At 46.3% G+C, this 18,296-nt stretch carries 11 protein-coding genes; 8 read left to right on the top strand and 3 right to left on the bottom strand.

The features are described 5' to 3' along the window. The first annotated feature begins 748 nt into the window (after positions 1 to 748). Positions 749 to 4,543 (top strand): chemotaxis protein CheB, encoded by a 3,795-nt coding sequence (locus QUA16_RS10540; RefSeq protein ID WP_333105526.1) that lies wholly within the window; start codon positions 749 to 751, stop codon positions 4,541 to 4,543. 40 nt (positions 4,544 to 4,583) lie between these two features. Here QUA16_RS10540 and QUA16_RS10535 read toward each other — a convergent pair whose 3' ends face one another. After that, positions 4,584 to 6,371: an efflux RND transporter periplasmic adaptor subunit gene (locus tag QUA16_RS10535; protein ID WP_333105527.1), complete on the bottom strand. Its 1,788-nt coding sequence runs from the start codon at positions 6,369 to 6,371 to the stop codon at positions 4,584 to 4,586. Between the two features lie 143 nt (positions 6,372 to 6,514). Between QUA16_RS10535 and QUA16_RS10530 the strand changes: the two genes are divergently transcribed. The 6 genes from QUA16_RS10530 (at position 6,515) to QUA16_RS10505 (ending at position 11,705) form a co-directional block, all read left to right on the top strand. Then, on the top strand, positions 6,515 to 6,658 hold the full coding sequence (locus tag QUA16_RS10530) for a hypothetical protein (protein ID WP_333105528.1): 144 nt from the start codon (positions 6,515 to 6,517) through the stop codon (positions 6,656 to 6,658). A gap of 55 nt (positions 6,659 to 6,713) precedes the next feature. Further along, positions 6,714 to 6,962, top strand: coding sequence for a helix-turn-helix domain-containing protein (locus QUA16_RS10525; protein ID WP_333105529.1), 249 nt, complete (start codon positions 6,714 to 6,716; stop codon positions 6,960 to 6,962). Continuing rightward, positions 6,895 to 7,344: an IS607 family transposase gene (locus QUA16_RS10520; RefSeq protein ID WP_333105530.1), complete on the top strand. Its 450-nt coding sequence runs from the start codon at positions 6,895 to 6,897 to the stop codon at positions 7,342 to 7,344. Before QUA16_RS10525 ends, QUA16_RS10520 begins: the two co-directional genes overlap by 68 nt. A 156-nt stretch (positions 7,345 to 7,500) precedes the next feature. After that, on the top strand, positions 7,501 to 8,814 hold the full coding sequence (locus tag QUA16_RS10515) for a hypothetical protein (RefSeq protein ID WP_333105531.1): 1,314 nt from the start codon (positions 7,501 to 7,503) through the stop codon (positions 8,812 to 8,814). 585 nt (positions 8,815 to 9,399) lie between these two features. Next, on the top strand, positions 9,400 to 10,533 hold the full coding sequence (locus tag QUA16_RS10510) for an AI-2E family transporter (RefSeq protein ID WP_333109020.1): 1,134 nt from the start codon (positions 9,400 to 9,402) through the stop codon (positions 10,531 to 10,533). 104 nt (positions 10,534 to 10,637) lie between these two features. Then, positions 10,638 to 11,705: an ABC transporter permease gene (locus tag QUA16_RS10505; protein ID WP_333109018.1), complete on the top strand. Its 1,068-nt coding sequence runs from the start codon at positions 10,638 to 10,640 to the stop codon at positions 11,703 to 11,705. A gap of 171 nt (positions 11,706 to 11,876) precedes the next feature. On the opposite strand, the gene QUA16_RS10500 is transcribed toward QUA16_RS10505, so the two are convergent. Next, entirely contained in the window at positions 11,877 to 12,848 is a 972-nt protein-coding gene (locus QUA16_RS10500; RefSeq protein ID WP_333109016.1) for a transposase, read from the bottom strand. A gap of 954 nt (positions 12,849 to 13,802) precedes the next feature. Then, positions 13,803 to 17,192 carry a PAS domain S-box protein gene (locus tag QUA16_RS10495; protein ID WP_445252226.1) on the bottom strand — a complete coding sequence of 1,130 codons (3,390 nt, stop codon included), beginning with the start codon at positions 17,190 to 17,192 and terminating at the stop codon, positions 13,803 to 13,805. Positions 17,193 to 17,708: 516 nt separating this feature from the next. Here QUA16_RS10495 and QUA16_RS10490 point away from each other — a divergent pair. Beyond that, complete coding sequence (locus tag QUA16_RS10490; protein ID WP_333109012.1) at positions 17,709 to 18,053, top strand: hypothetical protein; 345 nt, start codon at positions 17,709 to 17,711, stop codon at positions 18,051 to 18,053. Positions 18,054 to 18,296: the final 243 nt, after the last annotated feature.

Genomic DNA, 18,296 nt, shown 5'->3' with positions numbered 1-18,296 from the left:
AAATTCAGTTATTAGATTGTGTCTGCCAATTAATAGCCTCAAACTTCAACACCAGAAGAAGTTCTGGAAGCAATTGCTGAATCTGATCAATATTGGCAACCGCTAATGGACGATACTCTGGAAATGACTCAAAAGGTAAAAATGCCCCAGCAAGCAGTGATGAAGCAGTTAAAAAAATAATCCAGAGAGAGTTTACATCGACGTGGCGGTAGGGAATTTGCGTGAAGCGAAGCTATCCCGCTCTTAATCGCCTCAAACTGCCTACCTAAAAACGAGATTAATTGCGGTTGTGGATGATGTTCTGGTTTTTTAGGTTTATCTACTTAATTGTACTGTTTTGTTTCCCCGCAGCTTTTCCCGATCGCCAATCCTTGAGAAGATCCCAAAAGATTCCGGTTGGAAGTTAATTGAGGAGTTGGCGCATTTAGGGAACTCCACTCGATCGCAAATATTCATAGAATTGGTACGATCGCAGAATCTGCAAAGTTAACTGATTCTCCACTCTTAGCAGTATAATCTAGTATAATTTTTAAGGGATTTCCCGTTTCAATCTTGTTCCCCGCTAGGAAAGGGGGAACTCCAAAATAAGGATTTTAAAATCGATTGAGCGCACCGATCGAGTTCGCCTAGAGATTATATCGGCAGGTAGATGACTCATTATTCATTTTGATATATATATATATATATATATTAAAAATAAATGCAATATAACTATAATACGCGCCCCGGAAGGTAGCTGCTAGAAAAAATGAGTCAGAATAAGTATTCCAAGAAATCTCGACCTAAAGCTGGTATCAAAACAGCTCAAAAGCAGGACAATCAAAACGACTTATTCCCTGTAGTCGCAATAGGAGCGTCTGCGGGTGGATTGGAAGCCTTTATGCAGTTACTGAGCCATTTGCCGATCGATACCGGCATGGCGTTTGTAATAATTCAGCATATGTTGCCGAATCAGGGAAGTGGCTTGAGTTTGATTCTGGGTCGATCGACCCAGATGCCCGTGCATGAGGTGACAGATGGGATGCTCATAGCACCGAATCAGGTATACGTTATCCCCCCGAATTTCAGCATGACCATCGAGCGATCAGTGCTGAAGCTAACGCCTCGCGGCAAACGAAAGGGGGTATTTATGTCTGTCGATATTTTTCTGTTTTCCCTCGCCGAAGAACGGGGGAACAAAGCCATCGGCGTCATTTTGTCCGGGGGCGACAGCGATGGTGCCCAAGGGTTAAAAGCGATTAAGGCCGCGGGTGGTATTACTTTTGCCCAATGTGAAGATACGGCACAAGTTAGCAGTATGCCGAATACTGCGGCGGCTACGGGTCAGGTAGACTTTATCTTGCCACCGCAAAAAATAGCATATAAAATAGCAGAGATCGGCCGTCATCCCTACATGAGCGATCTGCTTTCGAGAGAATCCACCAGCAGGGAAGATGCGATCGCAAGCGAAGATGCGATCGCAAGTGAAGATGCGATCGCAAGTGAAGATGCGATCGCAAGCGAAGATGCGATCGCCATTATCTACAGTTTGCTGCGGGCGGCTGCAGGAGTTGACTTTACTCACTACAAGCAAACCACCTTGAAGCGGCGGATACATCGGCGGATGTTGCTCTACAAGCTGGAACGGATCGAAGATTATGCCGAATATCTCCAAAACACCCCGGCAGAAGTAACGGCGCTGTATCACGATGTCTTAATTCATGTCACCAGCTTTTTCCGCGACCCCGAAAGCTTTGAGGCCTTAAGCAGCACTGTTTTTCCCGCAATCGTCAAAGATAAATCGCCGAAAAAACCGATCCGAATTTGGATTGCCGGCTGTTCAACGGGTGAAGAAGCTTACTCGATGGCCATCTGCTTGCTAGAGTTCTTAGCCGCTCGATCTACTAACCTGCCGATTCAGATTTATGCCACAGACATCAGCGAAAATGCGATCGCGATCGCTCGCAGTGGCTTTTATACCCATGCCCAAGTCGCCGATATTTCACCCGAACGCCTACATCGGTTCTTTGTCCCAGTCGAGGGCGGATACCAAATCGCTAAGCCCGTGCGCGAACTCTGCGTCTTTGCTAGACAAAACCTGATCGCCGATCCGCCCTTTTCGCGGATGGATTTGATTACCTGTCGGAACGTGCTGATCTATCTGACACCCCTGTTGCAGAAAAAACTGCTGCCAATGTTCCACTATGGGCTTGGGCCCACGGGCTTTTTGCTGTTAGGCACTTCGGAAACGGTTGGAGAGTTTTCATCAATATTGTTTGCGGTATTCGATAAAAAGAATAAAATTTATACTAAAAAACAGGTAACGCATTGGCTTAGCATGGATTTAAATGCTAGCAACTATCCTCTGACACCTCCCAACCCACCAGCCCAGCACACGGAAAGATTGGAGGAAATCGAAATGGAAAAAGAGGCCGATCGCATTGTTTTGAATCACTATGCCCCTGTCGGGGTCGTGATTAATACAGCCAGCGAGATTCTGCAATTTCGAGGCCAGACGAATGCCTACCTAGAACCGGCTCCCGGTAGAGCGAGCTTTAGCCTGCTGAGAATGGCAAAAGAAGGGTTGCGCGTGGAACTGCGTACTGCAATTCAAGAAGCCTCACATCATAAGCAGCCGATCGCACGGACAGGCTTCCAACTTAAAGACGGCGCTCGCCTCCGGCATATCGGAATTAATGTGATTCCATTCCAAGCCGGCGCTGTGGCAAAAGAGTATTTTTTAGTGTTGTTTCAAGAGGAGTCCCCGATCTCTGCAATGCCTGCTGCTGAACAGGATAGAGTCAACTCTGATCCTTCACAGGGTGAAAGTGAGGAGATTGCAAGGCTGCTACAGGAACTGAAAACTACAAAAGAACATCTCGGAGCGATCGTCCAAGAACATCAAGCCGCTAATCAAGATTTGAGAGCCGCTAACGAAGAGATTTTGTCGAGCAACGAAGAGTTGCAAAGCATGAATGAGGAACTCGAAACGGCGAAAGAAGAGATTCAGGCAACCAATGAAGAACTCAACACGATTAATGACGAATTGCAGCGGCGCAATTTGGAATCGACTGAGGTGAGCAACGATTTAGAGAATCTTCTGACCAGCATCAATATTCCGATCCTGATGCTGGGAAACGACCTGCGAATCCGCCGGTTTACTCCCGCAATTGAAGGCATCTTCAACTTGATTTCTGCCGATGTCGGGCGGTCTTTGAGCGACATCACTCACAAGTTGATAGTACCGGAGTTAGAGCAATGGATTTTAGGGGTGATCCGCACGCTCAATTTGAAAGTTCAGGAGGTTCAAGATCGAGAGGGTCGTTGGTACGAGCTGCATATTCGACCCTACCGGACGCTCGACCACAAGATTGATGGGGCTGTGCTGATGTTGGTGGATATCAACGAGCTAAAAGTGAGCGCCCAGCATTTGATGGAAGCGAAAAATTACGCCGAAACGATCGTGGAAACCGTGCGGGAACCGTTGCTAGTGCTAGATCTCGATCTGCGGGCGCTCACCGCCAATCGTTCTTTCTACGAGACGTTTCAGGTGATAGCGAGCGAAACAGAGCACCGCTCATTGTTCGATCTGGGTAATGGACAGTGGAATATTCCCAAGTTGCGAGCGCTCCTCAAAGAAATTCTCGCAGGCACTCCCCAGTTTAAAGATTTTGAAGTCGAGCATGACTTTGAGCACATCGGGCATAAAATAATGCAGCTCAATGCCCGCAAAATGCCTCCGCTGGGCGATACACAGATGATTCTGTTGGCGATCGAGGATATCACCGAGCAAAGACAGTACGAGACTGAACGCAGCCTTCGGATTCAAGAACAATCGGCTCGTGCGGCTGCTGAGGAGGCCAACCGCGTCAAAGATGAGTTTTTGTCCGTCCTCTCTCACGAACTGCGGACGCCGCTGAATGCGATGATTGGCTGGGCACAGTTGCTGCGCCTGAAAAAATTTGACCAGCCTAAAACCGAGGAGGCGCTAAAAACGATCGAGCGCGCCGCCAAAGCACAAAACCAGCTCATCGATGATATCTTAGACGTTTCGCGGATTACCACAGGCCAATTTCGGCTCAATGCTTCTGAAATTGAGATCAATCCAGTGGTTGAAAATGCGATCGGGGTGATTCGTTTCGCCGCAGAAGCCAAAAATATTCAAATTGAATCCAGGCTAAATCCTTTAAAACCAAAGATTTTGGGCGACCCAAGTCGCTTACAACAGGTGCTGTGGAATCTACTTTCAAACGCGATTAAATTCACCCCAGCGGGAGGAAGAATTGACATCGCATTAGACTACATTGATGGAATGGCTCAAATCCAAATTAGCGATACTGGTAAGGGCATTCACCCTGATTTTCTCCCCTATGTGTTCGATCGCTTCCGTCAGGCAGATAGTAGCTACTCTCGCAGAGACTCTGGATTGGGGCTAGGATTGTCGATCGTCGGTCATTTAGTAGAACTCCACGGCGGTACTGTTAGTGCAACAAGTGCGGGTGAGGGACAAGGAGCAACCTTTACCGTGAGGTTGCCGCTACGAAAAGATATCCATGATTGTTGACTGTTGACAATGACGGACGGTACAACCAAAATCGATATAACTATTTACCAACCTTAACCCGATCGCCATCCTTAAGAAAACCAGCGCCAGTAACAACCACCCGATCGCCCGCCTTCAAACCCTTTTTAACCACCACCTTAGCAGCTGTCAAATCGCCCACTGCACCCCCGGAAATTTCCCCGACTTCCACCGGTTGAGCCTGCACCTTGTCCTGGCCGACAAGTTTATAAACAATAGAACTGCCGTCAGATTGTGGCACAATAGCTTTAGCTGGGACTTTCAAACCTTGAGCCTTTGCTGTCGAAATGGATGCGCGCAAAAACATTCCCGATCGCAAAAACTCGCTTGCCGGCAAATCAATCTTCACCGTAGCTTGCCGATTTTGCGGGTCAACTACCGGCGAAATCTCTCGCACAGTTCCTGACAACTTAATCCGCTTGTCAGAATCCGAAGTAATTTGGACTGCTGTTCCCGGCTGCACTTGCGAAATCTGAGTTTCCGGTACTTTCAATTGTAGTTCCAGCTTGTTGCCCCGAATAATCGAAAATAGTTTTTGACTTCCCGAAGAAACATCGCCAACTCGACCAATTCTTTCAGCCACAGTGCCACTATCCGGCGCTCGAACAATTGTTTGTTCTAGTTGAGTTTGTAACTGTTTGACTTGTGCATCATTGCTGCGGACACTTGCTGCGTTATTTCCGACATTTGCTCTGGCACTGCTGACGCTCGCTCCGGCCGTATTCACTTTAGCACGAGCGCTGGCGAGGGCCGCTCTAGCCGTACTGATATTAGCTTCTGCAGTAGCTACTTTAGCAACAGCAGATCGCACTTCTTCCGCTGCTTTATTCTGTTCTTCCAAAGCTGTATTCAAGTCAGCTTTAGCTTTGTTCAAGTCTTGAACAGCAGTCTGCCGTTCCGTCTTTCGTCTTTCCAAATCTTGCTGACTAATTACTCCCTGAGAAGCCAAATCTTGGGTGCGATTTACTTCTCTTTGAGCTTGATCTAATTTAGCCTGGGCGGAGGCAATGCCGGCTTTAGCTTGAGTGACACCGGCTTTAGCTTGTTCCACACCGGCTCTTGCTTGCCCGACGCCTGTTTTGGCTTGCGCTGCGTCAGCGATGGCTTTTTCCACGCCAGCTTGAGCATGAGCCACGCCGGCTTGGGCTTCTTGTTGGGCTGACTGAGCTTGCTGTACCTGAGCTTGGGCTTGTTCTACCGTAGAATTTGCCGATTGTACTCCCGCCAGCGCTTCGGCAATTTGCGATCGTAGCACCGAATCGTCCAAAACCGCCATCGTCTGACCTTTTTCTACCGCATCCCCTTCTTTCACCAACACCTGCTTAATTTGCAAACCGTTGGCTTGTGGTAGCACCGGCAGCAAGTCATAGGCTGCCACGGTGCCCGTCGCTTCCAAAGTTTCACCCACCTCGGCAGATTCCACAGGGGCCACTGTCACAGTCTGATCCGTCGCCTGCTGAGTTGCCGATGGAATTGGAACTGCCGCAGGTGAACTCTGCTTGGCCCCAGTTAACTGTACTGCTAGCAGCGTTGCAGCAACGCCAATCCCTGCGCCCGCCAACAAGGCAGGCCACCTGATTTCTTTGCGGGGCCCAACTTCAGTTGCTTCTGGTTCCCAAACTTGTTCTGCCTCGATTTCTGGAAGTTCCAGCGCAACTTCTCGTTCATCATCGTCACCGGAGAATTGCCAGCGAGAGTTCTCTGAGACTTCACTTTCAGCTACATCCACTGCTGATTTCCTGTCGCGCCCGCTCTCCACGGGGGGAAGGGGTTGCTTTTCTTCCGCTTCTGAAAAAACTTGATTGGTCACGGTAGTTCCTCTCGCCGCTATTAGCCTTTGGTTTTTTTATTGTAAAGAAAGATTGCGATTTTTATATTTGATTCATTTTAGCGGATAGCCTCAGCAATCCCGCGTCCCCCTTTTGGGTGAGTGCGGCGCCATTTCACCTTACAATGGCGAATAAATCGGAGTTTGTGCGATCGATATTTAATTTGATCTGCGTGCGGGGCATACTGAATATTAGCGCGATGGGCGATCGTCGGGGCGATCGGGCTGGCATTGTCTCTCCCCAAGTGGCTTGGCCGTCTAATTACTAGAAAACGGAATATTGGAGTATACTGGAGTGATTCTATATATTAGAGTGTTCTAGTAATGTATCTGTCCCCAGCTCAAGCACAGGAAAAATACGGCTACCACCCTAAAACATTAGCAGATTGGGCGGATGACGGCAAAATCGAATACATCCGCTCCAAAGGAGGTCATCGCCGCTACCTAGAGTCCAGTATTGTCGGGAAATCAGGCTTGCAGGAAACTACCGGATTGGTAATCATTTATGCCGATCGTCTCAACTCATTCGCAGAAAAACTATTTAGAGTCTCAAGCTACAGCCCTCAAAGCTAACCGGCAAGGCAACTTAATTCGAGAGATCGGCTCTGGGATGAATTTTAAGCGCAAGAAATTCATTAAATTGATGGAGCGAGTTGGACAGAGAGAAATATCTGAAATTGTTGTCGCTCACAAAGATCGTCTGTGCCGATTTGGATTTGAATTTGTGGAATGGTACTGCTCTCAAAATGGCTGCAAAATAACTGTTTTAGGCAAAACCGACCTATCCCCTCACGCTGAATTGATGCAGGAGTTTATGAGCGTCATGCACTGCTTTAGTAGCCGCCTTTATTTTCTGAGGCGTTACAAAGACCCGATCGGTAAAGAAGAAATAACGACTAACGAAAAATCTGCGGAACCCATTGACGAATCGGAGTTTATAGGAGTAGCATTGTAAAATGCTCAAACGCCAAAAAGGATATTCAATCGCAACAAAATCAGTTAAAGCGAAATTGATTCGCTCAAAGTTTGATAGGGAGCATCTCACCTTTGCAGCCAAGCTAGAAATAGGAGTTTTGAGGCAGGAGGCAGAAGGCAGGAGGCAGAAGGAAAGATGAAGAAGGAAAGAGGAAGAAGGAAGGAGCCAGAAGAAGGAAGGAGCCAGAAGAAGTATTTTTACAAATATGAGATGCTCCCGTTTGATATGCAGGAAACCAAGGATGCTTACAACGAAATAGTGCATTTTTATTTCCTGTTAATTGCCGAAAATCCTCAAGGCGTTAGTATTCCCGTTCAATCTAATGGTGGTTGGCGATACTACGAACTACTGACTGCTGGTCATCAGTTTATCAATGGTTTCCCGAACCCATTGAAAAGAGCTGCAATTCGACAAGCCATCGGCGCTTACGAAAGTTGGAATTCTACCTACCAAAAATGGTTAAATCGGCCGAAGCGGATGAGGCATCATAAACCTCCTATCCATCCTAGAGCGTTCCGGTTCAACCCGCAGTACGATTCAGGGATGTGGAAAGAGGATGATGGCTTTTCCATTGTTTTGAAGATGCGAGTTGGAGATGCGTGGAAGTGGGTTAAACATCAATACCAATGCCCTCATATCTCAGCGGAATGGGTAAAAGGTTCTCCCAGGATTCAGGTACAAAACGGTTCTTTGTGGATCGTTTTTCCACTAGAAAAGTATGTTCCTGCAACTGGAGGTATCAAGGGACTCATGTCTAAATCCGCATTGAGAACCTGCGGAGTTGATATGGATATCGACAAGTTTATCATCATTGCAACCGTTCTAGAAACCAACGACAGAGGCGAAACGACTGAGATCGCTAGACACTTTATCAACCAGTCGCGTCATATAGCTCGTAGGAAGCGGGAGCTAGGAAGAATTGCAATCAAGATGAGAAAATCCCAAATAGTGAGTCGCGGTTTTGCTAAATCAAAATGGGACTCAATAACGGCTAGAGAAATTGACTTTTCTAGGGTTGTTTCAAGGAGTCTTGTTGAATTCGCGAAGCACTGGAAAGCGGATGTAATTAGTTTTGAACACCTGGGTAATCTTCGCCCCAAAAAAGGTAAATTTTCTAGGCGGTCAAATCAAAAACGCGCTTACTGGCTCAAGGGAAAGGTTTTTGAACAAGTCAAGCGGATTGCGTATCAAGATTATGCCATATTGACAACTCGTGTTAGTCCGATGAACACGAGCCGTCTTAGTCCGTGGGGAGATCCACTTTGGAGAGGAGTTAAATTTCCTGCTAGCCCACTTGAATTTGAGGACTATCAATCTGGGGCGGCATTAGTGGCAACTGTTAATGGTTACAAAACTCATTCTGGATTAAATGCCGCCCGCAATGTAGCGTTAAAAGCAATCCAGCGCAACATCCCAGAGGCGGAGCTCAATCTTAAAAGCCTTAAGTAGTAATACTTGAGGTGTGCAATCAAACTAGAACGGTGTTAGCGACTGCCACTTTGATTGTATTAGGCCAGGGTAAACTGCCTAAAAATTCCTACCTTACTACGCTCCACTTGGTTGGGACTAGCTCCCACAAACTAAAGGACGCGACTACAGAGGAGTTGCAAAAGTGAACTTTATTGGGAATGTCGTGTTTCGCTCCGACTTACTCCATTTATGGGTTACTCACCTATCTATCAATGCTGAGAAAACTCAGTCTAATCTTGAACTGATTATTCCTAATCTATGGATCGCGAATTAAATAACTTACAATTTTAATTGTTATTGTGGGATGGGCGTCCCGCCCGTCCTTTTTGGACGGGCGGGACGCCAATCCCACTTTCAAGAGTGGAAGTTATTTAATTCTCAATTCCTATAGCCATCCTAAATCATTTGTGAATTTCTTACTCCCTCCCCTTGATAAGGGGAGGGTTGGGGTGGGGTCAAAAATTTACGACTCCTGCAAGGATTGCTATATACTCTAATGTGTTTATTGTATAATACGGCACATCTGCAGAAAAACTTGTGCCACTTTATTTAAAAAAAATCAAAATGAATAGTCTTTTTTCTCCCCTCCAACAGTTTCTAATTACTTGGCTGCTAGTGCTAGTGACGGGATGGTTTACCCTGACTGCTGTCAGTTATGTTGGGGAACTGGTCAGCATTTTAGTAACAGCGGGACTGATTGCATTTTTATTAAATTATGCAGTAAAAAGACTGGAAGTATTTTTGCCGCGGGGAGTGGCGGCGGGGCTGGTTTATTTAACTGCGGGTGTGATATTAGTAGTAATCGGTTTAACTATTGTGCCGCCGGTGTTCAACCAAGCCAGCCAGTTGGGCGTGAGGTTCCCGGAATTGCTGGAGTCGGGGCGGCAGCAGCTAGGTGAATTTCAAGCCTGGAGTGCGGAGCGCAATTTACCGTTTGACGTGCAAATATTGGAGCAGCAACTGTCAGCGAGAGTCCAGGGACAAGTCCAGGCGATCGCCGGTACCGGTTTAGGCTTAGTTGTAGGTACTGTTAATTGGTTTGTGGACTTAATTTTTATTGTGGTGATTTCCTTTTATATGCTCCTCGACGGGAAAAGAGTGTGGCAGGGTTTGACCAGCATTTTTTCCCCAGAAATTCGCTATGTTTTAACAGAGACTTTGGAGCGAAACCTCCAGCGATTTATATCGGGACAGTTATTGCTGGGACTATTTATGGCTCTCTCGTTGACTCTGGCTTTTTGGTGGCTGCAAGTTCCGTTTTTTCTGTTGTTTGCCGTCTTTATAGGGTTGACGGAAATAATTCCGTTTATTGGAGCAACTTTGGGAATTGGCACTGTTAGTATAATTGTAGCGTTTATTGATTGGTGGCTGGCGCTGCAAGTGTTGGTAGTGGCGATCGGTCTCCAGCAAATCAAGGATAATTTAGTAGCTCCCCGAATCATGGGCAATCTCACCGGATTGAGCCCGGTAATTATTTTCACAGCTTTGCTGTTAGGAGGTAGAGTAGGAGGATTGTTGGGAGTTATCCTGGCAATTCCGCTCACTGGGGTTGTAAAAAGTATAGTAGAAATTGTACTCAATCCCAAATTGCCGCCCCAAACAGGCTCGTTTTTCTACAATCCTTTTAGCGGCGAGGAATTGGGGAAAATACCAGAAGATCAAAGTAGAATAATCTTGGTCACAGATGAACAAAAGTAGCAGGTGTACACTGTGCATTTTACTTGCGTAAGTCCTGTAGTTAGTCAACAGTCAACAGTCAACAGTCAACAGTCAACAGTCAACAATTCCCAATTTCAAAACTTATGAAATGGTGGCAAAATCTTAGAAATAATCCTCTAGCTCGGTTGGGAGCCGTGCTGCTGTTAATTTTTTATACAGTCGCGCTTTTGGCCGAATTTGTGGCACCTTACGACCCCTATGACTCTCAATTAAACGGTTCATTGCTGCCGCCGACTCAGATTTATTTAAGCACCAAAGACGGTCGATTTATCGGACCCCACGTTTATCCGACTACTCAGGGCCCCGTAGATGCAAATACCGGCGCTCGTGAGGTAATTGTAGACTGGGGCAAGCCCTCTGCTGTCAGTTTATTTGTCAAAGGTTCCCCCTATAAATTTTTAGGAATTTTGCCATTAGATAGGCATCTTTTTGGCACTACAGGAGAAGGTAAAATTAACATTTTAGGCACGGACGAACAAGCTCGCGATCAATTCAGTCGCTTAGTACACGGCAGCAGAATTAGCCTCAGCATCGGTTTAGTAGGAATAGCAATTTCTTTCCCATTGGGATTGTTTATCGGAGGCATATCGGGTTATTTCGGTAGTTGGATTGACAGTATTTTAATGCGTTTCGCCGAAGTATTAATGACGATTCCTGGTCTTTATTTATTAGTAGCGCTAGCAGCAGTGTTGCCGCCGGGACTGACAAGTGCTCAGCGATTTATATTGATTGTGCTGATTACTTCATTTATCAGTTGGGCGGGTTTGGCGCGGGTAATTCGCGGTCAGGTACTGTCAATTAAACAGCTACAATTCGTGCAAGCGGCGCGGGCAATGGGTGCTAATCCAATTTATATTATTGTCCGCCACGTCTTGCCACAAACTGCTACTTATGTAATTATTTCTGCTACTTTGTCGGTTCCGGGTTTTATTGTGGCGGAGTCGGTTTTGAGTTTAATTGGCTTGGGAATTCAACAACCCGATCCTTCTTGGGGAAATTTGCTATCCCTGTCTACTAATGCTTCAATTTTAGTGTTGCAACCTTGGTTGGTTTGGCCTCCGGCGATACTGATTATTTTGACTGTTTTGGCGTTTAATTTATTGGGGGATGGGTTGCGGGATGCTCTCGATCCGAGAAGCATTCAAAGGTAATTGGGAGTGAGTAATTGGTAAGTGGGAATTCAAATATTTGTAGGGGCGGGTTCACCGAAATTTATATCATCAATTCCCCGAACTAAAAAACCCGCCCCCACCCATCGCAGATACTCAAAAACTTGTTCCGCAATCAGGGTTAATTGGTTTGGTAGATACTGTCTTGACCTGTCAAGGGGTAGCAGTCAAATAATTGGGGTCGAAAGGCTTTTGGGATTTTAAAATCCCAAAAGCCAAATGCACCAGTTTCCTCATCAGCGCACCAATCACCTGCATTTTGACCTTACCACGACCCAATAATCGCTCACTCATAGCTTTGAGTAACGGGTTGTGACGCATCGCCACTACCGCAGGCAGATACAATGCCTTTCGCAATCGGACATTGCCGGTGCATGACAAACGAGTTTTGCCTTGAACAGAAGTCCCAGAACTACGTTCACAGGGAGTCAAGCCTGCATAAGCGGCTAGTTGACGGGCATTGTTGTAATCGGAAACATCACGAATTTCAGCTAACAATACCGAGGCCGTCTGTTCACCAATTCCTGGAATTGAGGTCAAGAGGTCACGCTGTTGTTTTAAATGTGGATGTTGGTTAAAATGGTCGCTAATCAGTTTTTTGATTAGTTTTTGTTGCTCTTGTAGGTACTCCAAATGTGCAAGGGTAAGCCCAGCAACAGTTGGCGTAGCTGTTTCCAAACGGTTTTGTTCTTGAGTGGCCATTTCAATCACAGATTCCAGCCGTCGCAACAAAGCTTGTAATTCTTTAACTTCCGGTGCGGTTGGTGTCCATAGAGACGGTTTCATTGCCGCACAAAAACGAGCAATTAGTGCCGCATCTACCGAGTCAGTTTTAGTTCGTAGGAGCTCGCTTTTAGCAAACCCTTTAATCCTAGCTGGATTCACAATACTAACCTGAAAACCAGCCCCATACAGGAATTCGGCTAAGGCTTCTCCGTATATGCTAGTAGCTTCCATACAAGCATGGAGCTCGACTACACTTTGTTGTTGCAGCCAGTTATGCAAACTCTCAAACCCTTGAATATTGTTCGTAAACTTTTTAGGTTTAGTTGCACGACCTTCTCTCAGTAATGAGACATGAAAGTCTCTTTTACTGATGTCTATACCTAAGACTGTTGATGTCATTGTTTGCTCCAGATGTACTCCGATTTATGAAAGAACCGACAGGCAATTGAATACTAACGAGAGTCAATGCAGGCTTTCCCAATCAGAAGATCGAGAGCCTAAGATACTGTCCAGCTTAAGGTGTGCCTGTCATCAGTAATGGGAGCTTATCTACGCAACAGACTTTGCTTGAGTCTAAGGGGCGGGCCAACTTCACCGATTTCTGATGTCCTTAAACAACACTTTCTGCTGAAACTTGCACTCTTGCGCTAGATTTTTCTTGTTTCTTTAGATTTACGCCTACTGGATAGAGCGATCGCCCACTTATCGGTACGATCACCCACTTGTCGGTTCGATCGCCTGATTGATCTGGCGATCGCCTGCTTGACGTTACGAGCGCTACACCAACTCTTTTAAGATACAAGGGGCGGGTTCACCGAAATTTATATCATCAATTCCCCGAACTAAAAAACCCGCCCCCACCCATCGCAGATACTCAAAAACTTGTTCCGCAATCAGGGTTAATTGGTTTGGTAGGGGCGGGTTCACCGAAATTTATATCATCAATTCCCCGAACTAAAAAACCCGCCCCCACCCATCGCAGATACTCAAAAACTTGTTCCGCAATCAGGGTTAATTGGTTTGGTAGGGGCGGGTTCACCCAAATTTATATCATCAATTCCCCGAACTAAAAAACCCGCCCCCACCCATCGCGGATACTCAAAAACTTGTTCCGCAATCAGGCTTAATTGGTTTGGTGGGGGCGGGTTCACCCAAATTTATATCATCAATTCCCCGAACTAAAAAACCCGCCCCCACCCATCGCGGATACTCAAAAACTTGTTCCGCAATCAGGGTTAATTTGTTTGGTGGGGGCGGGTTTATGAATATTTTGGATGTGAACCAAAGATTGTTGGTGAACCCGCCCCTACGAGATTTGGTAATATAAGGATAGCTCAAAAATACCAAGATTAGTTAAGGATTAACTGGCAACCAGATAGTAAAAGTAGAACCAACACCCTCCTGACTTTTTACGGAAATATTGCCACCCATCATTAGGCAAAAACGCTGGCTGATTGCCAGTCCCAAACCGGTGCCGCCGTACTTGCGCGTGGTAGAAGCGTCTGCTTGGATAAAGGGTTGGAAAATGTGCTGCAACTGGTCTGGAGTCATCCCAATTCCTGTATCTATACAATTAACAACTAAAAATTCGTTACTAGCAATTGAAAATTCTGAAGTCGCCGCCGGTTCAGAAGTGTTTTCTTGTCTTGCTTCGCTGCTGTCACCCGCAATTTTTTCTCGGCTGGCTGTGAGGGTAATTGTACCGTTTTGAGTGAATTTTGCGGCATTGCTCAGCAAATTTAATAAAATCTGCTGCACTTTGGTAATGTCACCGTGCATAGTGCCGATATTGCTAATTTTGTGCAACTTGAGAGTGTTGCCGTTTTTCTCTATTAGCGGCGCGGCTGTGGATGCTACTTCTTCAATCAAAGCGGCGATGTCGAAGGTTTCTAAGTAAAGATCCATGCGGCCGGCTTCGATTTTAGAAATGTCGAGAATGTCGTTAATTAGCGATAGCAAGTGTCTGCCGGAAGAGCGGATTTTGTCTAAATCTGGGATTAGTTCATCGTAACCCAATTCTTCGGTTTCTTCTTGGAGCATTTCGCTGTAGCCGATGATGGCATTCAAAGGTGTTCGCAGTTCGTGGCTCATGTTTGCCAAAAATGCGCTTTTTGCGGTGGAAGCGGCTTCGGCTGCTTCTAGGGCGAGTTGCAAGGCGGATTCAAAGACTTTGCGATCGCTAATATCCTCGACGCTGCCTTCATAGTAGAGTACCTCGCCGTTGGCGTCGCACACTGCACGCGCGCTTTCGGAAATCCAAATTACCTTGCCGTCAACGCGGTAAACTTGTGACTCAAACCCCGAAACTTCTCCGAATTCTTCCATCACCCGCATAAACTTGTCGCCCTGCTGAGGATTGACGTAAGCTTGCTGCCTGATGTTTGTGAGATTTGATGTCAATTCTTCGGGAGTGGCGTAGCCGTAGATGCGGGCTAAAGCTGGATTTACGCTCAAGAAGTGGCCTTCCGGGGTTGTTTGAAAAATGCCTTCGACGGCATTTTCAAAGATGCTGCGGTATTTTTGTTCTGCTTGACGCAAAGCGCTTTGTGTACGATCGCGCTCGCTGGCTTCGATCGCCAATGATACCAAATCTGCGAGGGAAGCAGCAAAATTTTGTTCGTCTAATGTCCAGTTACGAGGAGTTCCCACTTGTTCGATACAGATGACTCCCACTGTTTGTCCGCCCAGCCGCACCGGCGCGTCTAAGGTTGATTTAGTACCCACTTGTGCAAAGTAAGATTCCACAAGTTCTCTAGTTCTAATATCTGAGAGAGCGTCATCGGCTGCGATCGTCCGGTGTTCTTCCAAAGCTTTAAAATAAGCTGGATAGTCGGCTGCTGTCAGTTCGGCACCTTGGGAATGCTGCGGGTTGCTGTGGTGAAATTGGTCGAGACATTGCACTTTCGAGCGGCTTTCATCGTACAACCAAGCTCCGGCTCGTTGTGCATCTAGGGTATGAGTAGCCGCTTCGGTAATTTGCCTCAAAGCTACTTGCAAATCGCCTCGATATAGCGCTTTATTTCTTGCCAATTCTACCAAAACCGTATTTTGTTTGAGCAATTGTTTTTGCCTTTGGCGTCGCGCCGAGTCGGCTCGCTTCTGTTCGGTAATGTCGCGGGCTACCACAATGACGGATTCTTCTGAAAGCGGTGAAATGCTGGCTGCAAAACAAACTTCGCGGTCGTCAATGGTTAAATCGTACTCGATACTGACAGTTTGCTGAGTATCTAAAGCTGCTCGGATGTGGTTGAGAAAATTGTCTGATGTAGCTTGCGGAAACACCTCTGTGAGTGTTTTGCCCACTAATTCTTCGATTGGTTTGTAGAGCAGAGAAAGATTTGTGGGGGCGATTTTTAAATAGCGACCGCTGGCGTCCAGAACTATAATTAATTCGTTCATGGCTGCAAACAAAGCCCGCAATTCTGCTTCTGCGGCTTCGAGTTCGGCAGTCCGCTCTGCTACTCGCTGTTCTAAACTAGAGTTGGTTTGTTCTAGGGCAACAAAAGACGATCGCAATTGTCTTGCCATTTGGTTGAAAGACTGAGCTAGGAGACCGAGTTCTTTGACTCCTTTAACTTCGACTTCGCCGTCTAATTCTGCGGAGGTGAAGTCGGATGATGCCGACATTTTTGTTAAAGCTTTGGAAGCTTCTAGCAATCGGGTAATCGGTTTGACAACCCAGCCAGAGGTGAAAATTCCGAGTGCGATCGCCAGTACGAAGGCAAAAAAGCACAATAAAATAGTTGTGCGAGTGTTGGCGTTAATTTGCTCCATAAAGTCTGCTTCCGGGATGGCGACTACAATCAGCCAATTGAGGCCGCGGCCGTCTTGCAGGGGAGCAACGGTAATAAATTGACGTTTGCCGTCTATCTCGAAGGTAAACTGTCCTTGGCTGTTAATTTGTTCAAAACTACCAAATCGTTGTTGCAAGTAGGTGGAAGCTGATCGAATTAGCAAATTTTTGCTCTGTGTCGCCAGCAGCCGTTTTTGTCCGTCTTTGTCCGTGACAAAGGGCAATTCGTCTGTGGAACTGGCGACTATTTCTCCGCTGCGTTCGATCGCAAAAACTTGTCCAGACGGGCTAATTTTGATGCTTTTGAGAAAATCGCTGATTTGAGAAAGAGTCAGGTCAATTGCCAATACCCCCCGCAGGTTTCCTGTTTCATTGTAAATAGGCATCACCGGCGTAATCCCCAGAACTGGCGAGGCTGCGAAGGGGTAGATGGGAGACCAAGTGGCTTTGCCTGACTGTTTGGCAGCTTGGTACCACGGTCTAGTACGGGGGTCATAGGCGACGGTTTTGATTAGCTCAGTGCGATTTCCTTGGCTATCTAGGCGATAAATTTGGCGGTTTGGAGCGGTTGATTCGTCTCTGATGTATACTAAGTCTTCTGCTTCTCTCTTGAGCAAGAGGAATCTGCCCTGTTCATCGCCGTAGTAGATGGTTGTATTTCGATCGCTCAGCTTGGTCTGGTTCCACAAATAGCGCTCTAAGTTGGGCAAGTCTTCCGGGTCTAAGTTTCCAGAGGCGATCGCAGCAGTATTCATTTGCAGAAATAGGTGAGAGACATCCCCAAAACTGCGGAAATTTTCTTTCGTCCTCGCTGCAACTTCCAAGCTTAACCTCGTAGCAAGGTCATTGACGGCTTTCTGGCCGTTGCGAAACGAAAGCCATCCAGTCACGCCGACTGCTACGGTGATTTGCACCACCAGCGGTATCAACAAGACGAGGCTTAGTGACATCTTGGGCGAGCTTTTCATCAGGCGAGAACTCAGGATTTTGAATAACATCAATATTGTGACAGATACCGACTTTGCGTATGCTTGTTGTAAATTCCCTGCACCTAAGCTACCACTAATCTCGGCGGTAGTTCAGAAAACCTAGCAACTTGGTTGCTCCAAAAATACCACTGCTATTCTCTTGTCAGTTGAGTTGAGGGTGACGAGGCGGACAACTGTAAGTAATTTAACAATCTTTAGAAAGTAGGTTGGGTTTCGTACCTAAACCCAACCTACGTGAAAATACTGCTGGAAAAATACCGATCGTTTCGTTGTTGAGGATTACGATTGCGATAAATGTAAACAATTTAACAATCTTCCCTTTGAAAATTTGCTATTAATAAAATAAGTTGGCAAAATCCAGAGCAAACTATCGGGAAAAATTTAAGCGTAGGCGATTTTGCGCCCACGGTAAATTTGAGTGTTTTCAGTTTTTTGGACGATCGATATTTTGGCAAAACAATACTTCGGGAGGATGACATGAACTATACATTTGAAATCCTGGGCGTATCTCCAACTTTAACGTTTTTTAACCAGCAACAGGAATTGCTGCAACAACAGCAGCCGTCCGGTGTAGAATACTTGGCAAACCGGAAGTGTACTCTCGATGCGTTTGTGGCATCCGTGGAGACAGTTTCTCCCGATCGTGGCTGGGATGTCGATCGAGTTGTAGACACCGTGATTAGTTTCTGGATGAACAACTCCGATAGCATCCAATATTGGAGACACAGGCTGCAGGATGCCGGCAGCGAAAACTTGTTAGTAGCCAGAGTAGGCGATATCAAGTCTTTGCAAGCCGCATTTGAATCGCTGCTGGGCAAATAGGAAAATTGGGAATTGGTAATGGGCGATCGACTTTTTCGCAAAAATCCACTCAACTGTCTATTCGCAATTCCCAATTCCCCTGATTCGCGGCACGGAAGTCGCAGATATAAAATATCTGTTTCTTCCATCCTCCATCATCCACCTGCCATCTGCCTTGAACATCTGCCTAATGACTAATGACTAATGACTAATGACTAATGACTAATGACTAATGACTAATGACTAATGACTAATGACTAATGA

The sequence above is a fragment of the Microcoleus sp. S13_C3 genome (assembly GCF_036700905.1).
Lineage (GTDB): Bacteria > Cyanobacteriota > Cyanobacteriia > Cyanobacteriales > Microcoleaceae > Microcoleus.
Note: the sequence above shows the minus strand (reverse complement) of the source record. Positions and strands in the feature narration are given on the sequence as shown.